Annotated in this window: 17 protein-coding genes and 1 pseudogene; 10 read left to right on the forward strand and 8 right to left on the reverse strand. The window is 32.8% G+C overall.

Going from position 1 to position 21,174, the window contains the following annotated elements; translation table 11 throughout:
• The first annotated feature begins 72 nt into the window (after positions 1-72).
• Together KA873_RS00745 and KA873_RS00750 are read left to right on the forward strand one after the other, a co-directional pair.
• A complete protein-coding gene (locus KA873_RS00745; RefSeq protein ID WP_210140126.1) occupies positions 73-3,813 on the forward strand; it encodes a GA-like domain-containing protein in 3,741 nt (1,246 codons plus the stop codon).
• A gap of 17 nt (positions 3,814-3,830) precedes the next feature.
• A complete protein-coding gene (locus tag KA873_RS00750) occupies positions 3,831-6,713 on the forward strand; it encodes a GA-like domain-containing protein (RefSeq protein ID WP_481906408.1) in 2,883 nt (960 codons plus the stop codon).
• Here the strand turns inward: KA873_RS00750 and KA873_RS00755 are convergent.
• From KA873_RS00755 to KA873_RS00765, 3 genes and pseudogenes are all read right to left on the reverse strand, one after another.
• Positions 6,713-7,126, reverse strand: a pseudogene (locus KA873_RS00755) (NADPH-dependent FMN reductase); the annotation flags it as partial. The gene KA873_RS00750 and the pseudogene KA873_RS00755 overlap by 1 nt on opposite strands.
• 20 nt (positions 7,127-7,146) lie before the next feature.
• A complete protein-coding gene (locus KA873_RS00760; protein ID WP_210140129.1) occupies positions 7,147-8,199 on the reverse strand; it encodes an LLM class flavin-dependent oxidoreductase in 1,053 nt (350 codons plus the stop codon).
• Positions 8,200-8,211: 12 nt separating this feature from the next.
• Positions 8,212-9,138, reverse strand: coding sequence for a VOC family protein (locus KA873_RS00765; protein WP_210140130.1), 927 nt, complete (start codon positions 9,136-9,138; stop codon positions 8,212-8,214).
• Between the two features lie 355 nt (positions 9,139-9,493).
• On the opposite strand from KA873_RS00765, the gene KA873_RS00770 reads away from it, so the two are divergent.
• On the forward strand, positions 9,494-10,234 hold the full coding sequence (locus KA873_RS00770; RefSeq protein WP_107386620.1) for a sulfite exporter TauE/SafE family protein: 741 nt from the start codon (positions 9,494-9,496) through the stop codon (positions 10,232-10,234).
• Between the two features lie 64 nt (positions 10,235-10,298).
• On the opposite strand, the gene KA873_RS00775 is transcribed toward KA873_RS00770, so the two are convergent.
• Positions 10,299-10,712, reverse strand: a complete 414-nt coding sequence (locus KA873_RS00775; RefSeq protein ID WP_107383459.1) for a DUF2871 domain-containing protein — start codon at positions 10,710-10,712, stop codon at positions 10,299-10,301.
• 223 nt (positions 10,713-10,935) lie between these two features.
• Here KA873_RS00775 and KA873_RS00780 point away from each other — a divergent pair, with 223 nt between their 5' ends.
• Positions 10,936-11,262, forward strand: coding sequence for a hypothetical protein (locus KA873_RS00780; RefSeq protein WP_070704587.1), 327 nt, complete (start codon positions 10,936-10,938; stop codon positions 11,260-11,262).
• Between the two features lie 137 nt (positions 11,263-11,399).
• Here the strand turns inward: KA873_RS00780 and KA873_RS00785 are convergent, their stop codons facing one another.
• Positions 11,400-12,329, reverse strand: coding sequence for a DsbA family protein (locus KA873_RS00785; protein WP_210140131.1), 930 nt, complete (start codon positions 12,327-12,329; stop codon positions 11,400-11,402).
• A 150-nt stretch (positions 12,330-12,479) separates the two neighbouring features.
• Between KA873_RS00785 and KA873_RS00790 the strand changes: the two genes are divergently transcribed.
• Positions 12,480-13,040, forward strand: a complete 561-nt coding sequence (locus KA873_RS00790; RefSeq protein WP_107385010.1) for a TetR family transcriptional regulator — start codon at positions 12,480-12,482, stop codon at positions 13,038-13,040.
• Between the two features lie 26 nt (positions 13,041-13,066).
• A complete protein-coding gene (locus KA873_RS00795; RefSeq protein WP_210140132.1) occupies positions 13,067-13,408 on the forward strand; it encodes a DoxX family protein in 342 nt (113 codons plus the stop codon).
• Between the two features lie 76 nt (positions 13,409-13,484).
• On the opposite strand, the gene KA873_RS00800 is transcribed toward KA873_RS00795, so the two are convergent.
• Positions 13,485-13,937 carry a hypothetical protein gene (locus KA873_RS00800; RefSeq protein ID WP_107385012.1) on the reverse strand — a complete coding sequence of 151 codons (453 nt, stop codon included), beginning with the start codon at positions 13,935-13,937 and terminating at the stop codon, positions 13,485-13,487.
• A gap of 2 nt (positions 13,938-13,939) precedes the next feature.
• Positions 13,940-14,746 (reverse strand): DUF3100 domain-containing protein, encoded by an 807-nt coding sequence (locus KA873_RS00805; protein WP_210140133.1) that lies wholly within the window; start codon positions 14,744-14,746, stop codon positions 13,940-13,942.
• 177 nt (positions 14,747-14,923) lie between these two features.
• On the opposite strand from KA873_RS00805, the gene KA873_RS00810 reads away from it, so the two are divergent.
• Together KA873_RS00810 and KA873_RS00815 are read left to right on the forward strand one after the other, a co-directional pair.
• Positions 14,924-16,093, forward strand: coding sequence for a YbfB/YjiJ family MFS transporter (locus tag KA873_RS00810; RefSeq protein ID WP_107385014.1), 1,170 nt, complete (start codon positions 14,924-14,926; stop codon positions 16,091-16,093).
• Between the two features lie 281 nt (positions 16,094-16,374).
• Positions 16,375-17,352, forward strand: coding sequence for a tRNA dihydrouridine synthase (locus KA873_RS00815; protein WP_019469154.1), 978 nt, complete (start codon positions 16,375-16,377; stop codon positions 17,350-17,352).
• A gap of 55 nt (positions 17,353-17,407) precedes the next feature.
• Here KA873_RS00815 and KA873_RS00820 read toward each other — a convergent pair whose 3' ends face one another.
• Positions 17,408-18,598, reverse strand: a complete 1,191-nt coding sequence (locus tag KA873_RS00820) for an MFS transporter (protein ID WP_019469153.1) — start codon at positions 18,596-18,598, stop codon at positions 17,408-17,410.
• 365 nt (positions 18,599-18,963) lie between these two features.
• Between KA873_RS00820 and KA873_RS00825 the strand changes: the two genes are divergently transcribed.
• Together KA873_RS00825 and KA873_RS00830 are read left to right on the forward strand one after the other, a co-directional pair.
• On the forward strand, positions 18,964-20,064 hold the full coding sequence (locus KA873_RS00825; RefSeq protein WP_210140134.1) for a M23 family metallopeptidase: 1,101 nt from the start codon (positions 18,964-18,966) through the stop codon (positions 20,062-20,064).
• Positions 20,065-20,237: 173 nt separating this feature from the next.
• Positions 20,238-20,993, forward strand: a complete 756-nt coding sequence (locus KA873_RS00830) for a glycerophosphoryl diester phosphodiesterase (RefSeq protein ID WP_019469150.1) — start codon at positions 20,238-20,240, stop codon at positions 20,991-20,993.
• Positions 20,994-21,174 lie beyond the last annotated feature (181 nt).

Here is a 21,174-nt window from a genome sequence, read left to right on the forward strand (position 1 = left end):
GAAGGATAAATTGCATTAAATTTAATAATATCAAAAAGTGATTTTACTATCGAAAAGGAGAGTTAGATAACAATGAGGATATTTAAAGAGTATATGGCTAGGAAAAAAAATCGATATTCCATACGTAAATTTACGGTTGGAACTGCTTCAGTGCTTTTAGGTAGTTTTTTAGTTTTTAACCACAGCGAAGAAGCCCAAGCTGATACTTTACAAAAAGAACAACAAGAAGTAAAAGAAATACCTCCTAAAGTAGATATAGAGAATACAAAAAATGATTCAAATTTTGATAATATACTAGAAAAAGAAAAAAATAATGACACGATACAGCAACCAACTCAAGCTGAAATTGAAAATAAAGAAATAGAAAAAGAAAGTATTTCGAAAGATACAAAATTAATTCAGGATAGCACTAATATAACTCAGCAACAATCAGAATCCAATGCCAATGCTATTGTTGAAAATAAAGAACAACCAAAGCATTCAGATGTAAAAGAATCAGATAAACAAAAAGATAAACAAGAAAAAACACCTGAAACTATTAAAAATGATGAAGAAATAAAATCATTAGATACTGAAAAAACAGATACAGATATAATACCAACGGGTACCGAAAAGCTCAGAAAAACGGATACTGCAATAAAAAGTGAATCAAAATTAAACGAAAACGAAAGACAAATCAATCAAAATTTGACTTCTATGGAAAATAGAGTTACTGAAGTGAAAGTTGAAGAGTTAAACAATAATATAGAGAAAAACGAAGCAGAAAAAAGTTTGAGTACGAATGAAAAAAATCTCAAAAATGACAGACAACCAGAAAAGCAATATATTCCAAAAACTAGAGTAGTCAGAAGTATCGATAGAAATCGATACTATAATGGAACACACAATAATTATCATTATTTTGGGCCTAGATTATCTTATAATTCTCTAAGAGCGGGAGATAATATTACAACAGCATTTAATGAAGTAGAAAAAAATAGAACAGAATTAACCGAAGAAGAAAGAAAACTATTTCTGAGAAATATTATTAGACAAACTTCATTAAAAAATAATAAATCTGCTTATGACAGAATTTTTAATAGAGATTATTCTGTAGCTGGAAATAGAAAACTTACAGCGAACCAAGCTAAAAATATAAACGAACTACTATATAAAATGAAAAACTTAACTGTTAATCGTGATAATCCGAATTATCAAGGTATTTATACGTTTACAAATCAAAATGATGTAACTAAAAATGATTTTGGTATCGTAAAAGACGAAGTGTTACATGATGGCGACGCGTTAATTGCAACAATGGAATTGTCAAAAGAAAAAGGTAGAGGGACATACAGATTTGAAAATTATGCAATAAGACCTAATGATAGTCTCAATAAAAAAATAAAAAAAGTTATAGCAGTTTATGAAGGCAGACAAAGAATTATTCTGCAACAAGATCATTTAGGTTATTATTCATATACACGTCCAGACAGTGGTAGAAATGGAGATCCAGATAGAGGTGGCGGTTCAGGAGGCACAGTTAAATTTTACATTTCATTTGATGCCAACCAATATATTGATGTAAATAAAGACAAATTATTTGGTTATATTCTAAGTGATACTTTAGATCCAAATGTGTTAAGGGGCGTAAATATTACTAACAAAGCTGTTAATATTCAAGAAGTAGCAGATACAATAAATGAAGCTTTAAAAAAAGCAAAAATAAGAAAAGTAGAAGATGCTATAGAAGCAGCAACACAATTAAAACAACAAGCTGAAACAAAACTAGTCGAGGTAACTCGAGATCAATTAGTGACACCAACTGAAAAAGCTGAGATTGATAAAATGAATGTAGATATTGAAAAAGCCAAATCATCAGCAATGCAAATGTTAAACGCTCTACCGGACGGAATCATAAATAAAGATGTATTACGGAAAAGAATAAATGATATTACACCAGTAACATCACCAGAAGTGAACGATGCAGATAGTAACGGAGTCTTAGATGCAGAACAATTATCAGAAGCATCTCAAGCAGTAGCGAATGCCGAGCAAGCCCAAGCTGCAGTTGATACAAAACTTACTGAGGTTAATTCAGACAGTTTAGTGACACCGAACGAAAAAGCAGCAGTAGATAAGTTGATTCAAACATTAGAAGCTGCGAAACAAACAGCGAAAGAAAAATTAGATAATGTAGCAGATATTATAGCAGGTAAGACTGATTTACAAACAAGGTTAAATAATATTACATCTGTAACGTCACCAGAAGTGAACGACGTGGATAGTAACGGTGTGTTAGATACAGAACAATTGTCAGAAGCATCTGCAGCAGTGTCGAACGCTGAACAAGCAAAAACAGCAGTTGATACAAAAGTGACAGAAATTACAGCGGATGGCTTAGTTACTCCAGATGAAAAAACAGCAGTAGATGCGTTAATTCAAACTTTAGAAACTGCGAAACAAACAGCAAAAGAGAAGTTAGATAGTGTACCGTCTAGTACCGCAGGAAAAGATGAGCTACAAACAAGATTAAATAACATCACATCCGTAACATCGCCAGAAGTGAATGATGCAGATAGTAATGGTGTGTTAGATGCTGATCAATTGTCAGAAGCATCTGCAGCAGTGTCGAACGCTGAACAAGCAAAAACAGCAGTTGATACAAAAGTGACAGAAATTACAGCGGATGGTTTAGTGACACCGGATGAAAAAGCAGCGGTAGACGCGTTAATTCAAACATTAGAAGCTGCGAAACGATGGGCAAAAGAGAAGTTAGATAGTGTACCAAACGGTACAGCAGGCAAGACAGAGTTACAAACGAGACTAGATAATATTACATCTGTAACATCACCAGAAGTGAACGACGCGGATAGTAACGGTGTGTTAGATACCGAGCAATTGTCCGAGGCAGAGCAAGCAATGACGAGTGCGGAACAAGCAAAAACCGCAGTGGACAATAAATTAGCAGATGTAACATCAGACGGCTTAGTAACTCCAGACGAAAAGGCATCAGTAGATCAAATACTTCAAACATTAGAAGATACAAAACAAGCAGCACAAGAGAAACTCAATAATGTCCCGAATGGTATCGCAGGAAAAGACGATCTACAAACAAGATTAGATAATATCACATCTGCAACATCACCAGAAGTGAATGATGCAGATAGTAACGGAATTTTAGATGAAGAACAATTATCAGAAGCATCGCAAGCAGTAGTGAATGCAGAACAAGCAAAAACAACAGTAGATACGAAATTAACTGAGATTACAGCAGATGGTCTAGTAACTCCAAATGAAAAATCCGAAGTAGATGCATTGATTCAAACATTAGAAAGTGCGAAACAAACAGCACAAGAGAAACTCAATAATGTCCCGAATGGTACCGCAGGAAAAGACGATCTACAAACAAGATTAGATAATATCACATCTGTAACATCTCCAAAAGTAAATGATGCAGATAGTAATGGTGTATTAGATACTGATCAATTGTCTGGAGCAACTCAAGCTGTGATGAATGCAGAACAAGCGAAAGCTTCAGTAGATAGTAAATTAGCAGATGTAACATCGGACGGATTAGTAACTCCAGAAGAAAAAGCTGAAGTAGACGCGTTAATCCAAACATTAGAAAGCGCAAAACAAACAGCGCAAGAAAAGTTAGATAGTGTACCAAACGGCACAGCAGACAAGACTGACTTACAAACAAGATTGGATAACATCGCATCTGTAACATCACCAGAAGTAAATGATGCAGATAGTAACGGAGTCTTGGATATAGACCAATTGTCCGAGGCAGACCAAGCAGTGACAATGCTGAACAAACAAAAACAACAGTAGATACGAAGCTGACTGAAATCACATCAGACAGTCTAGTGACACCAGAAGAAAAAGCAGACGTAGATGCGTTAATTCAAACATTAGAAACTGCGAAACAAACAGCGCAAGAGAAACTAGATAGTGTACCGAACAACACAGAAGGTAAAGCAGAGTTACAAAATAGATTGAATCAAATCCCATCCGTAGTATCACCAGAAGTGAATGATGTAGATAGTGACGGTAACATAGATAGCCAACAAATTTCAGAAACAGGCAAGGCAATAGAGGATGCTGAACAAGCAAAAGCAGCAGTAGATACTAAATTGACTGAGATCACAGCAGATGGTTTGGTAACACCGGATGAAAAAGCCGAAATAGATGCGTTAATTCAAACATTAGAAACTGCGAAAGAAATAGCAAAAGACAAGCTAGATAGTGTGCCGAATAGTACAACTGGAAAAGATGCATTACAAACAAGGTTGAATCAAATCACATCAGCAGTTTCACTAACAGTAACAGACGCAGATAGTAACGGTGTCTTAGATATTGATCAACTGTCCGAAGCAATGCGAGCAGTAGTGAATGCCGAACAGGCAAAAACGGCAGTGGATACAAAAGTGACAGATGTAACATCCGATGGTTTAGTAACACTAGAAGAAAAATCCGCAGTAGATCAATTAATCCAAGCATTAGAAACAGCGAAACAAGAAGCGAAAGAGAAATTAGATAGTGTACCGAATAGCACAGCAGGTAAAATAGAGTTACAAAATAGATTAGATCAAATTGCATCCGTAGTATCACCAGAAGTGAATGATGTAGATAGTGACGGTAATGTAGATAGCCAACAAATTTCAGAAACAGGCAAGGCAATAGAGGATGCGGAACAAGCAAAAGCAGCGATAGATACTAAGTTGGCCGAGGTTACAGCTGATGGTTTGGTAACACCGGATGAAAAAGCAGCAGTAGATGCGTTAATTCAAACTTTAGAGACTGCAAAACAAACAGCGAAAGAAAAATTAGATAGTGTACCGGATGGCACTGAAGGAAAAGCTACTTTACAAACAAGACTAGATAGCATCTCATCCGTAATATCACCAGAAGTAAATGATGCGGATAGTAATGGTGTGCTAGATACAAACCAATTATCAGAAGCAGAGCAAGCAGTGACGAGTGCAGAACAAGCAAAAACCGTAGTGGACAATAAATTAGCAGATGTAACATCAGATGGCCTAGTGACTCCTGATGAAAAAGCTGAAGTAGACGCGTTAGTTCAATCATTAGAAACTGCAAAACAAACAGCGAAAGAGAAACTAGATAGTGTACCGAATATCATAGCAGGTAAAGCAGAGTTACAAGCAAGATTGAATCAAATTACATCTGTAACATCGCCAGAAGTGAACGATGTAGATAGTAACGGTGTGTTAGATACACAACAATTATCAGAGGCAGAAAAAGTAATCAAAGCAGCCGAATCAACAAAAGCAGCAGTGGATACTAAGTTGGCCGAAATTACATCAGATGGCTTAGTAAATCCAAAAGAAAAGGCAGAAATCGATAAGTTGATTCAAAAATTAGATAAAGAAAAACAAGCAGCGAAAGATAAGCTAGCCCAAGTACCGAACGGCACAGCAGGAAAAGCAGAGTTACAAAGAAAACTAGACCAAATTACATCTGTAACATCACCAAAAGTGAACGACGCAGATAGTAATGGTGTACAAGATACAAAACAAGTCTCAGAGGTAAATAAAGCAATCAAAGCAGCAGAATCAGCAAAAACAGCAGTGGATACTAAGTTGGCCGAAATTACATCAGATGGCTTAGTAAATCCAAAAGAAAAGGCAGAAATCGATAAGTTGATTCAAAAATTAGATAAAGAAAAACAAGCAGCGAAAGATAAGCTAGCCCAAGTACCGAATGGCACAGCAGATAAAGCAGAATTACAAAGAAGATTAGACGAAATCGTATCTGTAACATCGCCAGAAGTGAACGACGCAGATAGTAATGGTGTACAAGATACAAAACAAGTCTCAAAAATAAGCAAAGCAATCAAAGCAGTAGAATCAACAAAAGCAGCAGTAGATAATAAACTGGCCGATATTACATCAGATGGCTTAGTAAATCCAAAAGAGAAAGCAGAAATCGATAAGTTGATTCAAAAATTAGATAAAGAAAAACAAGCAGCGAAAAGTAATCTAGCCCAAGTACCGAATGGCACAGCAGGAAAAGCAGAGTTACAAAGAAAACTAGAACAAATTACATCTGTAACATCACCAAAAGTGAACGACGCAGATAGTAATGGTGTCTTAGATACAAAACAAGTTTCAGAGGCCAAAAAAGCAATTGCAGACGCTAAAGCAGCACAAACAAAAATCATTAATAAGATAAAAGAGATTAGAAAAGATGGTCTGATTACTCCTAGTGAGCAAGCTGATTTAGACAAACTCATAGAAAAATTGGATTCAATAAGACGAATTGCAAAAGAAAAAATAAGTAACTTACCAAGCGGTACAGCAAATATTGATGGATTACAGACTAAATTAGATAACATCACATCAGTAACAAAAGTAAATGATAAAGATAATAATAGTATATTAGGTAAGAAACAGGCATTGGACACGGAGCAAGTAAAAGATAAGCATAATACAAGTCATTTTGATAATGACGAACAAGCGACTATAAATAGCAAATCGCTAGGCATAAATTTAAGTCAATTTAATGTTCAAAATAATCGTCACAACCTTGAAGTATTAAATAAAAAATCATTTGAAAATCCAAATAAAGAAAATAACTTCAATATGAATTTACCGTATACTGGATTAGACAAAAAGAACCCTTATGCATTCGAAATTCTATTTGGAATTTTAGGATTAATGATCGTTTATAGAAGATATTTAACAAGTGATAAAAACACAGAACATTAAGTTTGAAACTTAAAAAGTTTCATTGAATTTATAAGCACTTTGGGTTGTGTTTCAGGGATGAGATAATGTTTTGGTGATCCAGCAGTTGCAACTATACTTACGATTTTATCTTTAAATGCATTAACTGGTAGTAAGTCAAATACATTTTTCAATGTACCTGGAATGGAAGCTTGGAAGATAGGAAATCCGATGAAAATGACATCAGCATTCATCAAAGTTTGAGTAAGATATAACGTATCGCCACTGTAATCTAAATAATTTCTTCCATCACTAAACACCAATTCTAACTCTTTTAAATCTATAAAATTAACATGATGCGTATCATCTTGATTATTAAGTGCTTGATTCAAATAAGTAATGGCAGTACGTGTTTTTGAACCAACGCTAGAGCCAGATAGTAATACAATATTCATAGTATCATTGACCTACTTTCTTAAATGTTTTTTACAGCTGGAATAATTTCATTACCTATAAGTTCTATATTCTTCATAATTTTATTAAACGGAACACCGCCAAAATCAATTTGAGCCATAAATCGTTGGTGATTGTATAATTCATGTTGATACAGAATTTTTTCGATGATTTGTTGTGGACTACCAACCATTAAAGCATCTCTATAATCAGGAGCTTTTGCAAATTGTTGTTTTGGATAACCTGTACCTCTAATAAATGACATTCCAACATTTAGATGTGGGTAGAACTCTTTCAAAGCATCTTGAGTTGTGTTAGCAGTATAAAATAAACTTGCTGTGGATACTGGTAAAGATTCCGGTGAATGATTAAAACCATTTTCTTGTGCAGTGAGTCTGTACTGTTCAATGGAATCTTTAAAGGTCATTGCTGGACCGCCGAGTGTTGTAATCATCATTGGTATACCTTGCCTACCTGCTTTGATAGCACTTGCGGGAGGGCCTCCAACTGCGCGCCAAATAGGTAATGTGTCATCAATTGGACGTGGGAAGATCTTCATGTTATTTAAATCAGGTCTAAATTTGCCTGACCAAGTAATTTTATCGGTTTTATTTAATTCCATTAATAAATTAAGTTTTTCTTCATAAAGTTCGTCATAATTATTCAAGTCTAATCCAAATAAATCAAATATACCTGTACGTGAAGCGCGACCTGCTACAATTTCAGCTCGGCCATGTGAAATTAAGTCTAAAGTAGCAAAATCTTCAAATACTCTTACAGGATCTGCAGCACTTATAATACTGGAAGAACTGGAAATTTTTATTGTTTTAGTGGCTTGCGCTATGGCACCTAAAACTACTGTGTGTGCTTGTGTTGTAAAATGTTCTTGGTGGCTTTCACCGACACCAAATACATCAATACCAGCCTGTTCAGCTAATTGACTAGCTTCTATAAGTTCATTAATTCTTTGCTCATAACTCACTTTTTCTCCATTATGCGGATTTAATAAATGATCACCTAATGAGTAGAGCCCAAATTCCAATGGAGTATTTTCATTCATTTTTAAATGTGCCATATAATCACCTTTCTATAATTCATGTAGATTATTTTCAATTTCTGTTCGTTGTGCTTCCATAAAGTCTGGTAAATTTAAATGTTTACCCAAATCTTCTATTTTTGTGTCTACCGTAAATCCAGGTTCATTCGTAGCAAATTCGTATAAAATACGATTTTGTCTATAATATAAAGATTTGAAAAAGTATCTGTCTATAATTCCTGAATTATTTTCAGGTTGTTGCTCTATTATTTTATGAATTGAATTTAAATCACTATCTTTTGGTGTATTAACAGCAATATGATGCACATAACCTTGACCAGGTCTAGCACGTTCACCTTGTTGTTCTACAATAACAAAATCAGTATATAATCCATTTTGATCTAAAGTCATAACAGTTTCGTTTACATCTTCTCTAAGTGTATATGACAAGCTATTTTTTAAGAAATCGAGCGTGGCTTGAGCATTTTTAACTCTTAGTTCTACAGGGCCCATACCTAAAATTTGGTATTGCTCGGGAATCTCACTATACGGATTTTTTCTCCAAGCATTCGGTGTATGATAATTGCCATTAACTAATAAAATAATCTCCAAACCATCTATATCATTAAAAGTAATAGCAGGCTGATTTAAATAATCTAATGATGTCCATGTAATTTTGAATTGATTTAGTCTTTCTTTAAAAAAATTCAAAGCATTTTCATCAGGAACAAGTAATGATAAGCGATAGATAGAATCAGTTCCAGGACGATTTTTCCCTAAAAGTGGTATTTCAAAAAAAATTAATAACGTGCCAGCAGAACCAATTTCATCTCCAAAGAATAAATGATACATTTTAGGATTATCTTGGTTAACTGATTTTTCAACCAACCTTAGTCCTAATACTTGAGTATAAAAGTCTTTATTTTTTTGAGCGTTTTTTGTATACATTGAAATGTGATGGTGACCAACGATATTCATATATATACCTCCTCGTAATAAACTTTTCAGTTGCTCGTGTTATCAGTATAATAGTAATAAAACTTCTCAATACTCATAACCACTATCGTATAAATTAAACACCTTTGGTATAAAAAATATACTAGTTTTGTATAATATATTTCCTTTTTACAAAAAAAGCAAGTTTGAAAGTTTATGAATGATAGAACTATGAAGAATGGTCTGATTTTTAAATATCTGAATTAAAGTTTGGTATAATTATTTTAATAGTGTCTGAAATTTTATTATCATTAAGCATTAATTAAAAATATTAATAAATAACATTGTGGAAGAAATATGACATGTATTGATGACGAACTAAATCAGGAGTTAAAGTATGGATTTATTTTTAGTTTACATTTTAATTGCTATATTTTTAGGTGGCTTAGTCAGAACATATTTTGGTTTTGGGGAAGCACTCGTGAGCATGCCACTTTTAACATTGATAGGGCTAAACTTACATACATCTATTTCACTGGTAGGCTTAGCTGGACTAATGGTAGCAAGTTTAAATATATTTTTAGATTATAGGAATATAAAAATTAAAGTATTATTATTGATGTTGTTAGGGAGCTTATTAGGTGTTCCAATTGGCATATTGATTTTACAGCATATTACAACCTCTTATATACAATTGATGCTAGGACTATTTTTAATACTTTATGGTGTATATGCGTTTGGAAAAATTACCTTTTTTAAAAATAGATATAATATCATATTGAAATCTAACATTTGGGCGAGCCTAACAGGTATGATTTCAGGTATATTAGGAAGTTTGTATAATTCACACGGTGTACCAGTTGTAATTTATGGCACAATGTCACCTTGGCATATTAAAGATTTTAGAAGTACGGTACAAGCACATTTTTTAATTACAGCGATATTTGTAGTGATTGGACAAGCATCTGGAGGGATATGGACTGGCCAAACGGTATCCTTATTTTTGTTGAGCATACCTTGTTTGATTATTTCAGTCATTATTGGAAAGTATCTAATAAATCACACGACTTATCATAATTTTGAAAAATGGATATACTTATTTATTACAATTTTAGGATTTTTACTATTGTTAATATAAAATCAAAAGGTCGAATTGCGTTCTATTTTTAGAAACGTGATTCGACCTTTAACTATATTTACTATTATTTGGAATTGACATTAATACTTTTATTCAATAATACGAAGAATAAAATGAAAGCAATGGAAATAGCAATATGACCTAATCCCGAAATGCCAGCAATAGCAGGGCTCACTTCAAAACCTTTCATAGTTGCTATACCATTAACAAATTGCATAGCAACCGTTAATAATACCCCGATATGATAAACATAAAAGAAATAATTAAATAAAGTATGATGCTGAGTAAGTTTTAATTGGTGTTCTATCATCATAAATATTAAAAACATGATTGTACCTAATACGAGTAGATGTGTATGCGTTACATTTAATTGCGAATAACCACTAAAATTTTCTGCTTTTGACATCTCTCTATAAAATAGACCACTGAGCATGCCTAATAAAGTATAAAATGCTGAACTGAACATTAATTTTTTCATTTTAACGACCTCCTGTAATGAATGTTTAATTTTAATATAAGGTAAGATTATGAACTCTATATGAACGATTAAGTGTTTTTGAAAATCAAAAGAGCATATGTTGATTATTATTCAAATGAAATCTGTAATAAATAGAGTGTGATTTATTAAAAATTGTTTATTAATTGTACGTAATGTGTATATAGTAATTACAGGTTATTAAATAATAAAACGGGGTTATTGTATGTATATTATTGTTCAATATAGTAAAGGTAATACATTGTTTTATTTACGTAATAAAAATCAAGAACCAATTAATTCAAAAGTAGTAGCAATTTCGAAAGACAAATATAATGAAGAATTGCTACAACATATTTATAGTATACTTTCTCAAACGAATCACAGTGTTAAAGAGTTAGACTTTGTAGTAATTGAAATGAATGACATAGAATCATTAGAAATAAATGCAGTTTGTGAAGTGAGTAGATACTTAGAAACGCAGCTAAATAAAAATATCATTGTAACTAATAGTATAGAAACTTTTAATTACAATGAATATTTGAAAAACTAAAAAGGCGATATAATTGCGTAATTGACACTTTAAATTAACGTTTTTTATGAATTACTCACATTTTAATTGTGCATGTACATATAGTGTTCTATGACCGTCAACTGTTTCGTTCACAACGTCAGTAAGGTTGTGACATATTACGATAAAATAAATTCATAATAATTTTCACCAAGTATATTTTTAGCTATGTAAACTGAAGGATTTAAATTTTGTTTAACAAAATTTGGTACTTCGTCTTGTTTAATGTCATACATAACTTCAATTTCTTTAGAAAATAAGCGATGTTGTTTTTTTAAATATAATTCTAAATCTGGCAAAGGTTTTGAAACGGTTTTTTCATTGCTGCTAAGTTTTTTAAGTGTATCTATATAAACATTTAAATCTCTAGCGCCTACAATTTTAGCACCTTGGTTATCGTTATTTACTATGACAACTGTAGGGAAACCTCGAACACCTAATTCACGTACCAAGTTAAAATCGTTTGATAGTAATTGCTGACCTTGCGTACTATTTGCTAAATCAAAAATAGTTTCAATATTAATTGATTTATTATTTTTATATAAAGTTTGTACAATTGATTTAAGTATTTTGTCATCAGAAATATTTTGGTTAAAGACGAAAACAGCTTCCCTAACTAATCTAATAAATTCAATAGCAGTAGCTGGAGAATCTAATTGCTGAATCGCTTTATACAACCGAGATGCTGGGTATGAAGATTGCACAGGATCTATTTCCATAATCGTACCATCGATAGGCATGCGTGAATATTGACCTACTTCTTGCCAATGTGGTGTCACATCAGCTGGTTTATAAATGCCATTTGCAGGGTCAATAGGTCCATCCCCCCAAGCTTCTAAAAGGCCGCCCATAATCATTTGAAAATTAAACAAATGACCGTATTGTACTAATAGTTTATTTGAAATTGGTTCGAAAGCCCAACAATGTGAACACATAGGATCAGTTACATAATATAAAGTTAAATTAGGACTTTGGTTATTTAAGTTAATATCTTCTATTTCTTTTTCTCCACTCGGTTTGCAAACACCCGAATAAATATCACACACCATATTTTTTTCATAATTGTACCTCCGTAGTTTAATTAAATTGATATACTCTTATGATAAGTAGTAATATGAATAATAAGTACCAACAAATTGTAGGAAATGTTGAATATTCAACATTTAGTATCTAATGTTGGGAGAAAATGAGGGAGTCGAATGGTACAATCAAAATCAGACTTGCGCGTCATTAAAACGAGAAAATCTATTATGCAAGCTTTTATCCAATTGTCTAGTGATAAAGATTTTAAAAGTATAACTGTGAAAGATATTACACAAGAGGCACTTATCAATAGAGCTACGTTCTATTATCATTTTAGTGATATCTATGATTTGTTAGAAAAAGCGCTTGCTGAAGAACTATTAATTAATTTAAATTATGAATATTTTAAAGATAATCCATGGAATGAAAGAACAATTGTCGATATCTTTAAAGTAGTGGCAGAGTTTCAATTGTCTTTAAATAGAAGATGTCATAGAAGTTATCCAGAGACGATAGATCATATTGTTCAAGAACATATTGCAAATGTATTGTATAAATTGTTGGCTGATATTGATTTTGAAGATGATAGCACACGACAATTGGCTGCAAATATGATAAGTGCAAGTATCTATAAAGCTGCTGAAACATGGTATCAAAAGAATAATGAAATGTTACCTGAAGATTATATTAAACGCATCACGCCTTATATGATTTCTGGTTTGGTAGCGCGTGACTAAGATAAAAATGAAAAGGGGTCGTTAAAATGAGTATTATTATCATTATATTGCAAATCATTTTGGGAATAGTTTTTATCATGACAGGGTCTAAAATTTTATCTGGTGCAATGAAACAAGATTTTGCGCGTCTTGACTACCCACCTATTTTTAATCAAATTACAGGAATTTTTGAATTTGTAGGTGGCTTGGGCATGTTGATAGGTGTGTTGTATAGCGTGATTGCATTATTATCAAGTATATTATTAGGTGCAACGATGTTTGTTGGTGCAATCTCATTGATTTTCTTAGGCAAGGACCCAATTAAAAAAGCAATTCCAGCTATTGTACTCTTTTTATTGAACTTTATAGTGTTTATTTATTATATTTAAAAGAATGATTAATTTTAAATATCCCCGTATAAACAACAGGTTGAATTGTTTGTATGGGGATATTATTATGTGTAAATTATGCTAAACCTTGAATTCTTAAAACAATTTCTGCTACAAGGGCAGAACCTACGTATGTACTGAGTAAGATTACGATACCGACGACAATTGTTTTCCAACCTAACTTAGCAAAATCGGCCCACGAATTTCCTATAGAAACGCCTGCATATGCAACAACTGGTGTAGCTAATGACAACAAATCTACTTTTTCAGTCCATTCAACAATATGTGATGACCCAGGTATGCCAGGTATTGTAATGATGAGCCCAATTATACCAATATAAGCAATACTAGGTATGTTGAGAGGAACAATATCACGTAAGATTAAACCTATTAATGCAATACCCATTAACGTAAGGATGCCAGGTAAAGCTACTATGGGCATTACACTATAACCAATCCAATTACTAAAGAGTGAAATAATGCCTACCACACATAATGTGAGTATCCAGTTTGTAACTTTCGAATTCATGATCATTGCTCCTTATCTTTTGTGAATTTTGATTTGATATGCATAATAAAGCTGTAGTATTTTCGAGTTAATGGTAGAGCAATTAATATCCCTACATAAAGCCCTGTGACAGATGTAAGTAAATTACTCACACCAGAAAATGCTGTGATTGTACTAGCTTGGTCAGGGTTCATTTCAACTAAGGGGCCTAGTGCAGCAGCAGTCATAACACCACTTCCTACGCCTGTCGCCATTGCAAATGCTAATGGGCTAAATGGTAAAACAGAGATTAGAATACCGGAGAAAACACTAAAAAATATTGCCCCAAATATTGTTCCGAATATATACATGGACATGACGCCTCGCCATTCAGGAGAAGTGATACCATATTTTTCAGTGATAAGTGCTAAGTTAGGCTCTCTTCCTATTGAATGTGTCATGCCTATAGATTCTCTGCGTAAACCTAAAAGTATAGCCAGCGGTAATGAAATAATAATAGTAGCTAAATTACCGGCTTCTTGAAGTATTAAAGCGGGTCCAGCAGCAATGATTTTAGGAAGTGCAGGTCCAGCCTCTACCCCGAATTTTGCTATGAGTAATGCTACAGAAATAAAGACCATTGGTTCAGAGTTCTTAGCTTGTCTTTTACTGATAATGGGTGTGAAATACACGCCCAAACCGAGTAATACTGCATAAACTACTGGTAATAAAAGGATTGATGTTATGCCTAATGGTATTTTATGTGCGCCGATTACTTCAGAAATGATCATAATGATTAAAACAATGCCATGTAATCTCCAATCTTTCCAAAGAATGTTTTGTTGTTTCATAACAATCCTCCTAACAAAAAGTCTGAAAATTCAAAATAATAATAAAGCCTATTTTATACTTACTAATTCAAAATTAAAAGGGGGTTAAAGATAATATTATTAATTATTAATAAAAGGGATATGTAAATATCATAAAAAGTGTATAATGTAATTGATTTGTTGAAAGGTGTGTAAAGTATGAGACGAGCGTATAAGCAACTTGTTTTAGGTATGTTGTGTTTGTTTATTGTTATGGCAATTGGACGTTTTGCATATACCCCCATTATGCCTTTTATGCAGCTTAATAGCGATATGGATAATCCAAGTGCTGGTATGTTAGCTACATATAATTACTTAGGTTATCTTATTGGAGCAATGATTCCAATTTGGATTATTGTATTTAATAAGGTAGTGGATCTTAAAATATATTTAATTATCAATATAATTTCAACACTATTCATGGGTGTTTTTGATAGTTATATCTCATGGGCAATTTTTAGATTTGTTGCTGGTGTTTCTAGTGGTACTGTTTTTGTATTGGCATCGAATGTTGCGTTAGAAGCATTAAAAATGGTTCGAAAAGAACGTATTTCTGGTTTGCTATATAGTGGTGTAGGGTTAGGCATTTTTACAAGTAGTATCTTTATTTTTTTATTTACTTCAGTTAATACATGGAAATCGACTTGGGTTTTGCTCGGTATTTTTTCATTAATCATGGCGATTTTTATTATATTTGGTATGCGTGAAAATGATGTTGCTGAATACGAAAGTCATAAAACAAACGAAAATCAAGCTGATGTATCTAATAAATTGAAGAAAAAATTTATTTGGGGCTTTTCCATTGCGTATTTTTGTGAAGGAGCCGGATATATTATTACGGGCACTTTTTTAGTGGCTATTATTAAATCAATACCCTCGTTGTCAGATTATGCGGCATTAAGTTGGATGTTTGTTGGATTAGGTGCAATACCATCAACTATTCTTTGGTCTATGTTGGCCGATGTTTTAGGTCATGGTAAGGCAACGTATTTAGCTTTTATTTTACAAATAATAAGTGTTATTTTACCGATATTATCAGAAAGTATGTTGAGTTTAATATTAAGTTCATTATTATTTGGTTCAACGTTTTTAGGGCTTACTACATTATTTATGTCCAAAGCACAAGCTTTAATGTATCAGAATAATAGTAGATTGAACTTAGTTGCGATATTGACTGTTATATACAGTTTGGGACAAATGATTGCACCTGCATTATCTGGGTTATTAATTGGAAACGAAGGGAACTTCAATGCAGCATTGATTTTTGCTGCTGTTATTTTATGTGTAGGTTTATTTAGTAGTATGTATAGTTATCGGACTAGGAATTAAATGAAATTTGTCTTATAACTTTGATATTTTTGCTAAAGATATGAAGAAATAATAGTATAGATTGTTTCCATGTGTATATCTTGAACTGCTTTCTGAGTCTTTCAAGCGTACAATAGACTTTTTAGTGATTGTGTGTGACGTTTCAATTATTTAAGTAATGAGTCTTAGTTGGGAGTTGCTTTTTGGAGTGTTTAAATCTTTTTGTATAAGTCTTATTTTTGTGGTAATATCGTCATGAATAAAAATTCGAGATAATAATAGATAAGAAGGTTAAAAAATATATGAAAGAAAATTTTTGGCGTGAATTACCGCGTCCATTTTTTGTTTTGGCGCCTATGGAAGACGTAACAGATGTAGTCTTTCGTCATGTGGTCAGTGAAGCGGGAAGACCTGATGTCTTTTTCACTGAGTTTACAAATACGGAAAGCTTTTGTCACCCTGAAGGTGTACACAGTGTACGTGGCCGTTTAACGTTTACAGAAGACGAACAACCCATCGTTGCACACATTTGGGGAGATAAACCTGAACATTTTCGTGAAATGAGTATTGGTATGGCAGAGATGGGTTTTAAAGGTATTGATTTGAATATGGGTTGTCCAGTTGCGAATGTTGCAACAAAAGGTAAGGGTTCAGGTTTAATACTACGCCCAGAAACAGCAGCTGAAATTATTCAAGCATCTAAAGCAGGAGGACTACCTGTAAGTGTTAAAACGCGATTAGGTTATTCTGAAATTGATGAGTGGAGAGAATGGTTGAAACATGTTTTCAAACAAGATATTGCGAATCTATCCATCCACCTTCGTACACGTAGAGAGATGAGTAAGGTAGACGCACACTGGGAATTAATCGGCGAAATAAAACAACTGCGTGATGAAATTGCACCAGACACATTATTAACGATAAATGGTGACATTCCAGATAGAAAAACAGGACTTGAACTGGCAGAAAAGCATGGTATTGATGGCATTATGATTGGTCGAGGAATTTTCCATAATCCTTATGCCTTTGAAAAAGAACCAAGAGAACATACGAGTGCAGAACTTTTAGACTTGTTAAGACTTCATCTTGATTTGTTCGACAAATATTCACAAGAAGAAACACGCTTGTTTAAACCGTTGCGCAGATTCTTTAAAATATATGTGCGTGGTATCAGGGGTGCAAGTGAGTTAAGACATCAACTGATGAGCACAAATACGACTGACGAAGCACGTGAACTATTAGATGAATTTGAATCTAATATGGAAACAACAATACAATAGTAAAAGTTTGAATATATAAAAAGGCTTGAAAATCTAAAATTTTAGATTTTCAAGCCTATTTTTGCTTAATGGTAAGCGAAATAACGAATGCAATAATCATAAAACTAGTAATCATTAAAACGACACCTGGCCATTGAATATAGTTATAAAACACACCGGCTAAAGTACCTCCTACAGAAGACCCCATATAATAAAACAATAAGTAGAGGCTAGAAGCCTGTGCTTTATGATCTTCCGCACGACTGGTAACTACTGCACTTGCGATTGCATGACCACTAAAAAAAGCATAAACACTAAAGGCTAAGCCAATAATTTTGAATGTTAGCGGTGGTAATAAAGTGATGTTAATACCAAAAATTAACAATAAAACACTAAATTTTAAAGCATTTAAAGTACCTAATTTAGTACGTAATTTTGCATTTAGTATTGAGGAAATCATACCTATTAAAAACAATAAATATATAAAACTAATGATACTATCATGTAAATTGTATGGCTTTTCTGATAACACGAAACCAATATAGTTAAAGGCAGCTATGTTACAACCAAGTAGCAGAAAGCCAATCATAAAAGGTTTGAGTAATCGAATATTTGTTAGATGTTTATAATAACTAATTAATAATGCTTTGACAGAAAAACGCTGCTTATCAAAATGTTTAGATGATGGTAGTAAAAATGTAAATAAAATGGCTGCAATGACACTGATAACACCTATGCAAATTAGGCCAGTTTGGTATCCATAAATACTTGAAATAAAGCCGGTGAATATTCTTCCAAAGGCACCACCAAAAGCGTTTCCACTAATATAAATACCCATCGCTTCAGGTAGATTGTGCGAAGAAATTTCTTCACCAATATATGCCATTGCGATTGATGGTAAACCAGCTAAACATATGCCTTGTATCAATCGTACAATTAAAAAGGTATTGAAATCTGTTAAAAATGGTTGGATTAAGGCGAGTAAGGATACAGAAAGAACGGAAAAAATCATTATAGGTTTACGGCCTAACACTTCAGATATGGCTCCGAAAAATAGCATGGCAAAGGCAAGTGTTAAAGTTGCTGATGATAAAGCTAAACTTGCCTTTGTTTCGCTCACATTAAAAGATTTTGTGAAATGAGGGATTAATGGTTGAACACTATAAAGTATTGAAAATATGGTGAATCCAGAAATAAAAAGAGCCACAATTACTTTAATATATGTCTTTGATCCTTTTACTGCATAATTATTATGAACTTCATACATGTTGAATCCCTCACTTTTAATTAATAGTTCTATGTTAGCACGTAATATAGCATACCAAAAAGACACTGTTTTTAATTTTTGATAAAGTAATTTGTAATATTTAAGAAAAAATGGATATGAAATTAGGAGGTTAAGTGTAAAAAGTTAACTGTTATAGTTGATTTACAACAACTGTAATATAGATGTATAGGGTTCAATTAAAAGTAATGGAAACGCTATCTGCTTATCTAGAAGGAATTTTCAAAAAATTTACGTTACATCACAAACAAATTACTAACAAATTAAAAAACAGTTTCTGCTATTCTCTTTATACAGTTTCTCTGATACTATTATGTATGTAAAAATTTTGGGAGGACTTATTAATTATGAAAAAAATGGTTACAGCAACAATTGCTACGTTATCTTTAGGTGCAATTGGTGTCGCACAGGGAGAAGCACACGCTTCAGAAAACAATCAATCAAATACACAATATACAAGCAATCACGCGAATAGTGATATTTTTAACTATGGTTATATCGATCAAGATGATAATGGGAACTATCATCACACATTAGATGGAAACTGGGATCAATCTATGTTTGATCAACAACAATATTATTTCTATTTAATAGATAATGAAGGGAATTATCATTACTATTATTTCCCAATGAATAATCAAAGTGCTAACACTTCAAACGTTGAAAATGTAAATGCTTCAGATGATAATAACTACACTGATGACCAAAGTCATGAAGAAGTACAATCAGAAGGTTATGACATTAACCAACCATCACAAAACAATGATGTTGATAATAGTGCAACAACGAACCAAAGCACTGAATCTGAACAAACAGCACAAAGTAATTCTAATAACGTAAACAATACAGCAAATAATGTACAAAATAATACACAAAATAACGCATCAACAAATAACAATTATGAAACGAATTACACACAAAATAATGGTACTAATGATGTACAACAAAACGCTACATCAAGTAATGATTCAACACCACAACAACAAGCTGCACCACAACAAAACAATACACAATCAGAAGCAGCGTCAAACAGTAGTAGTAATAATAGTACGCATTCATCCAATTGGTTAACTAAAAACCGTCAATTACAACCTTATGGTAGCTACCATGGTGGTGGTGCACACTATGGCGTTGACTATGCTATGGATGAAAATACACCTGTTTATTCACTAGCAGATGGTACTGTAATTCAAAGTGGTTGGAGTAATTATGGTGGTGGTAACCAAGTTACAATCCAAGAGAAAAACAGTGATAACTATCAATGGTATATGCATATGAATTCTTTAAATGTTAAATCTGGCCAAGAAGTTAAAGAAGGACAACAAATTGGTTTATCAGGAAGCACAGGAAATTCTACTGCACCTCATCTACATTTCCAACGTATGTCAGGTGGCGTGGGTAATGGATATTCTGTTGATCCAACTTCATATGTAAATTCAAAATCATAATATACGACACATATTGGTCGCCTTTGAAATCCTTTTAAGGATGTAGAAGGCGACTTTTTGTTTGATTTTCGACTGTAAACTATGATTTTTTGTCGATAATAACTTAGATAATTTGAATTATGGTTCATGACATATCATAATTACACTGAAATCACATTGAAAGGGAAGATGATATGTTTACAGTTTATGCTCATAGAGGATTATCAAGTAAAGCTCCTGAAAATACGTTGGCAGCATTTGAAGCAGCAGCAAATGTGACTGGATTAAAATGGATTGAGCTTGATGTTGCAATTACAAAAGATGAACAGCTGGTCATTATTCATGACGATTTTTTAGATCGAACAACAGATATGATAGGTGAAATTACACAATTAAATTATGATGCAATCAAAGATGTATCTGCTGGTAATTGGTTTAATGCAAAGTATGCAGAAGAAAAATTACCGACTTTTGATGATGTGATTGCATTTGCTAATAAATATAAAATGAATTTAAATATAGAATTAAAGGGTGTAACTGGTGGAAATGGCAGTGCTTTATCAGAAAGTATGGTTAAACAAATTGCAGAAAAATTAAAAGCATTAAATTCAAGCTCGGACGTTTTATTATCTAGTTTTAATATTGTTTTATTGAAATTATCACAGCAATTAATGCCACAATATAAGCGGGCAGTTCTTTTTAAAGCAGCAGCTTTTACAGGTGATTGGAGAACACTTTTAGATTATTGTGGATCAACGATTGTAAATATAGAAGATGCAAAACTGAGTCAAGCACGCGTGCGTTCAATTAAAAATGCAGGTTATGAGTTAAATGTATGGACTGTAAATAGTAAAATGAGGGCAAATCAATTGTCAAATTGGGGCGTAGACGGCGTCTTTACAGATAAAGCAGATGAGTTAGTCCATTTAAATAGTGGGTTTAATGCTTAGTAAGTTAAATATCATTATCGTATATAAAACGGGGCTATCTAAACGAATTGAAGTTTAGTAGCCCCGCTTTTATTTAGATATAAAAAAAGGAGAAGTTTTTTAAATACCGCTATGTTATTCATTATTTTTTATAATTAGCAATTGTTCAAAAATGATATAAAGTTATAAAAATTTAAAATGT

Source organism: Staphylococcus sp. GDY8P45P (assembly GCF_017892745.1).
Lineage (GTDB): Bacteria > Bacillota > Bacilli > Staphylococcales > Staphylococcaceae > Staphylococcus > Staphylococcus cohnii.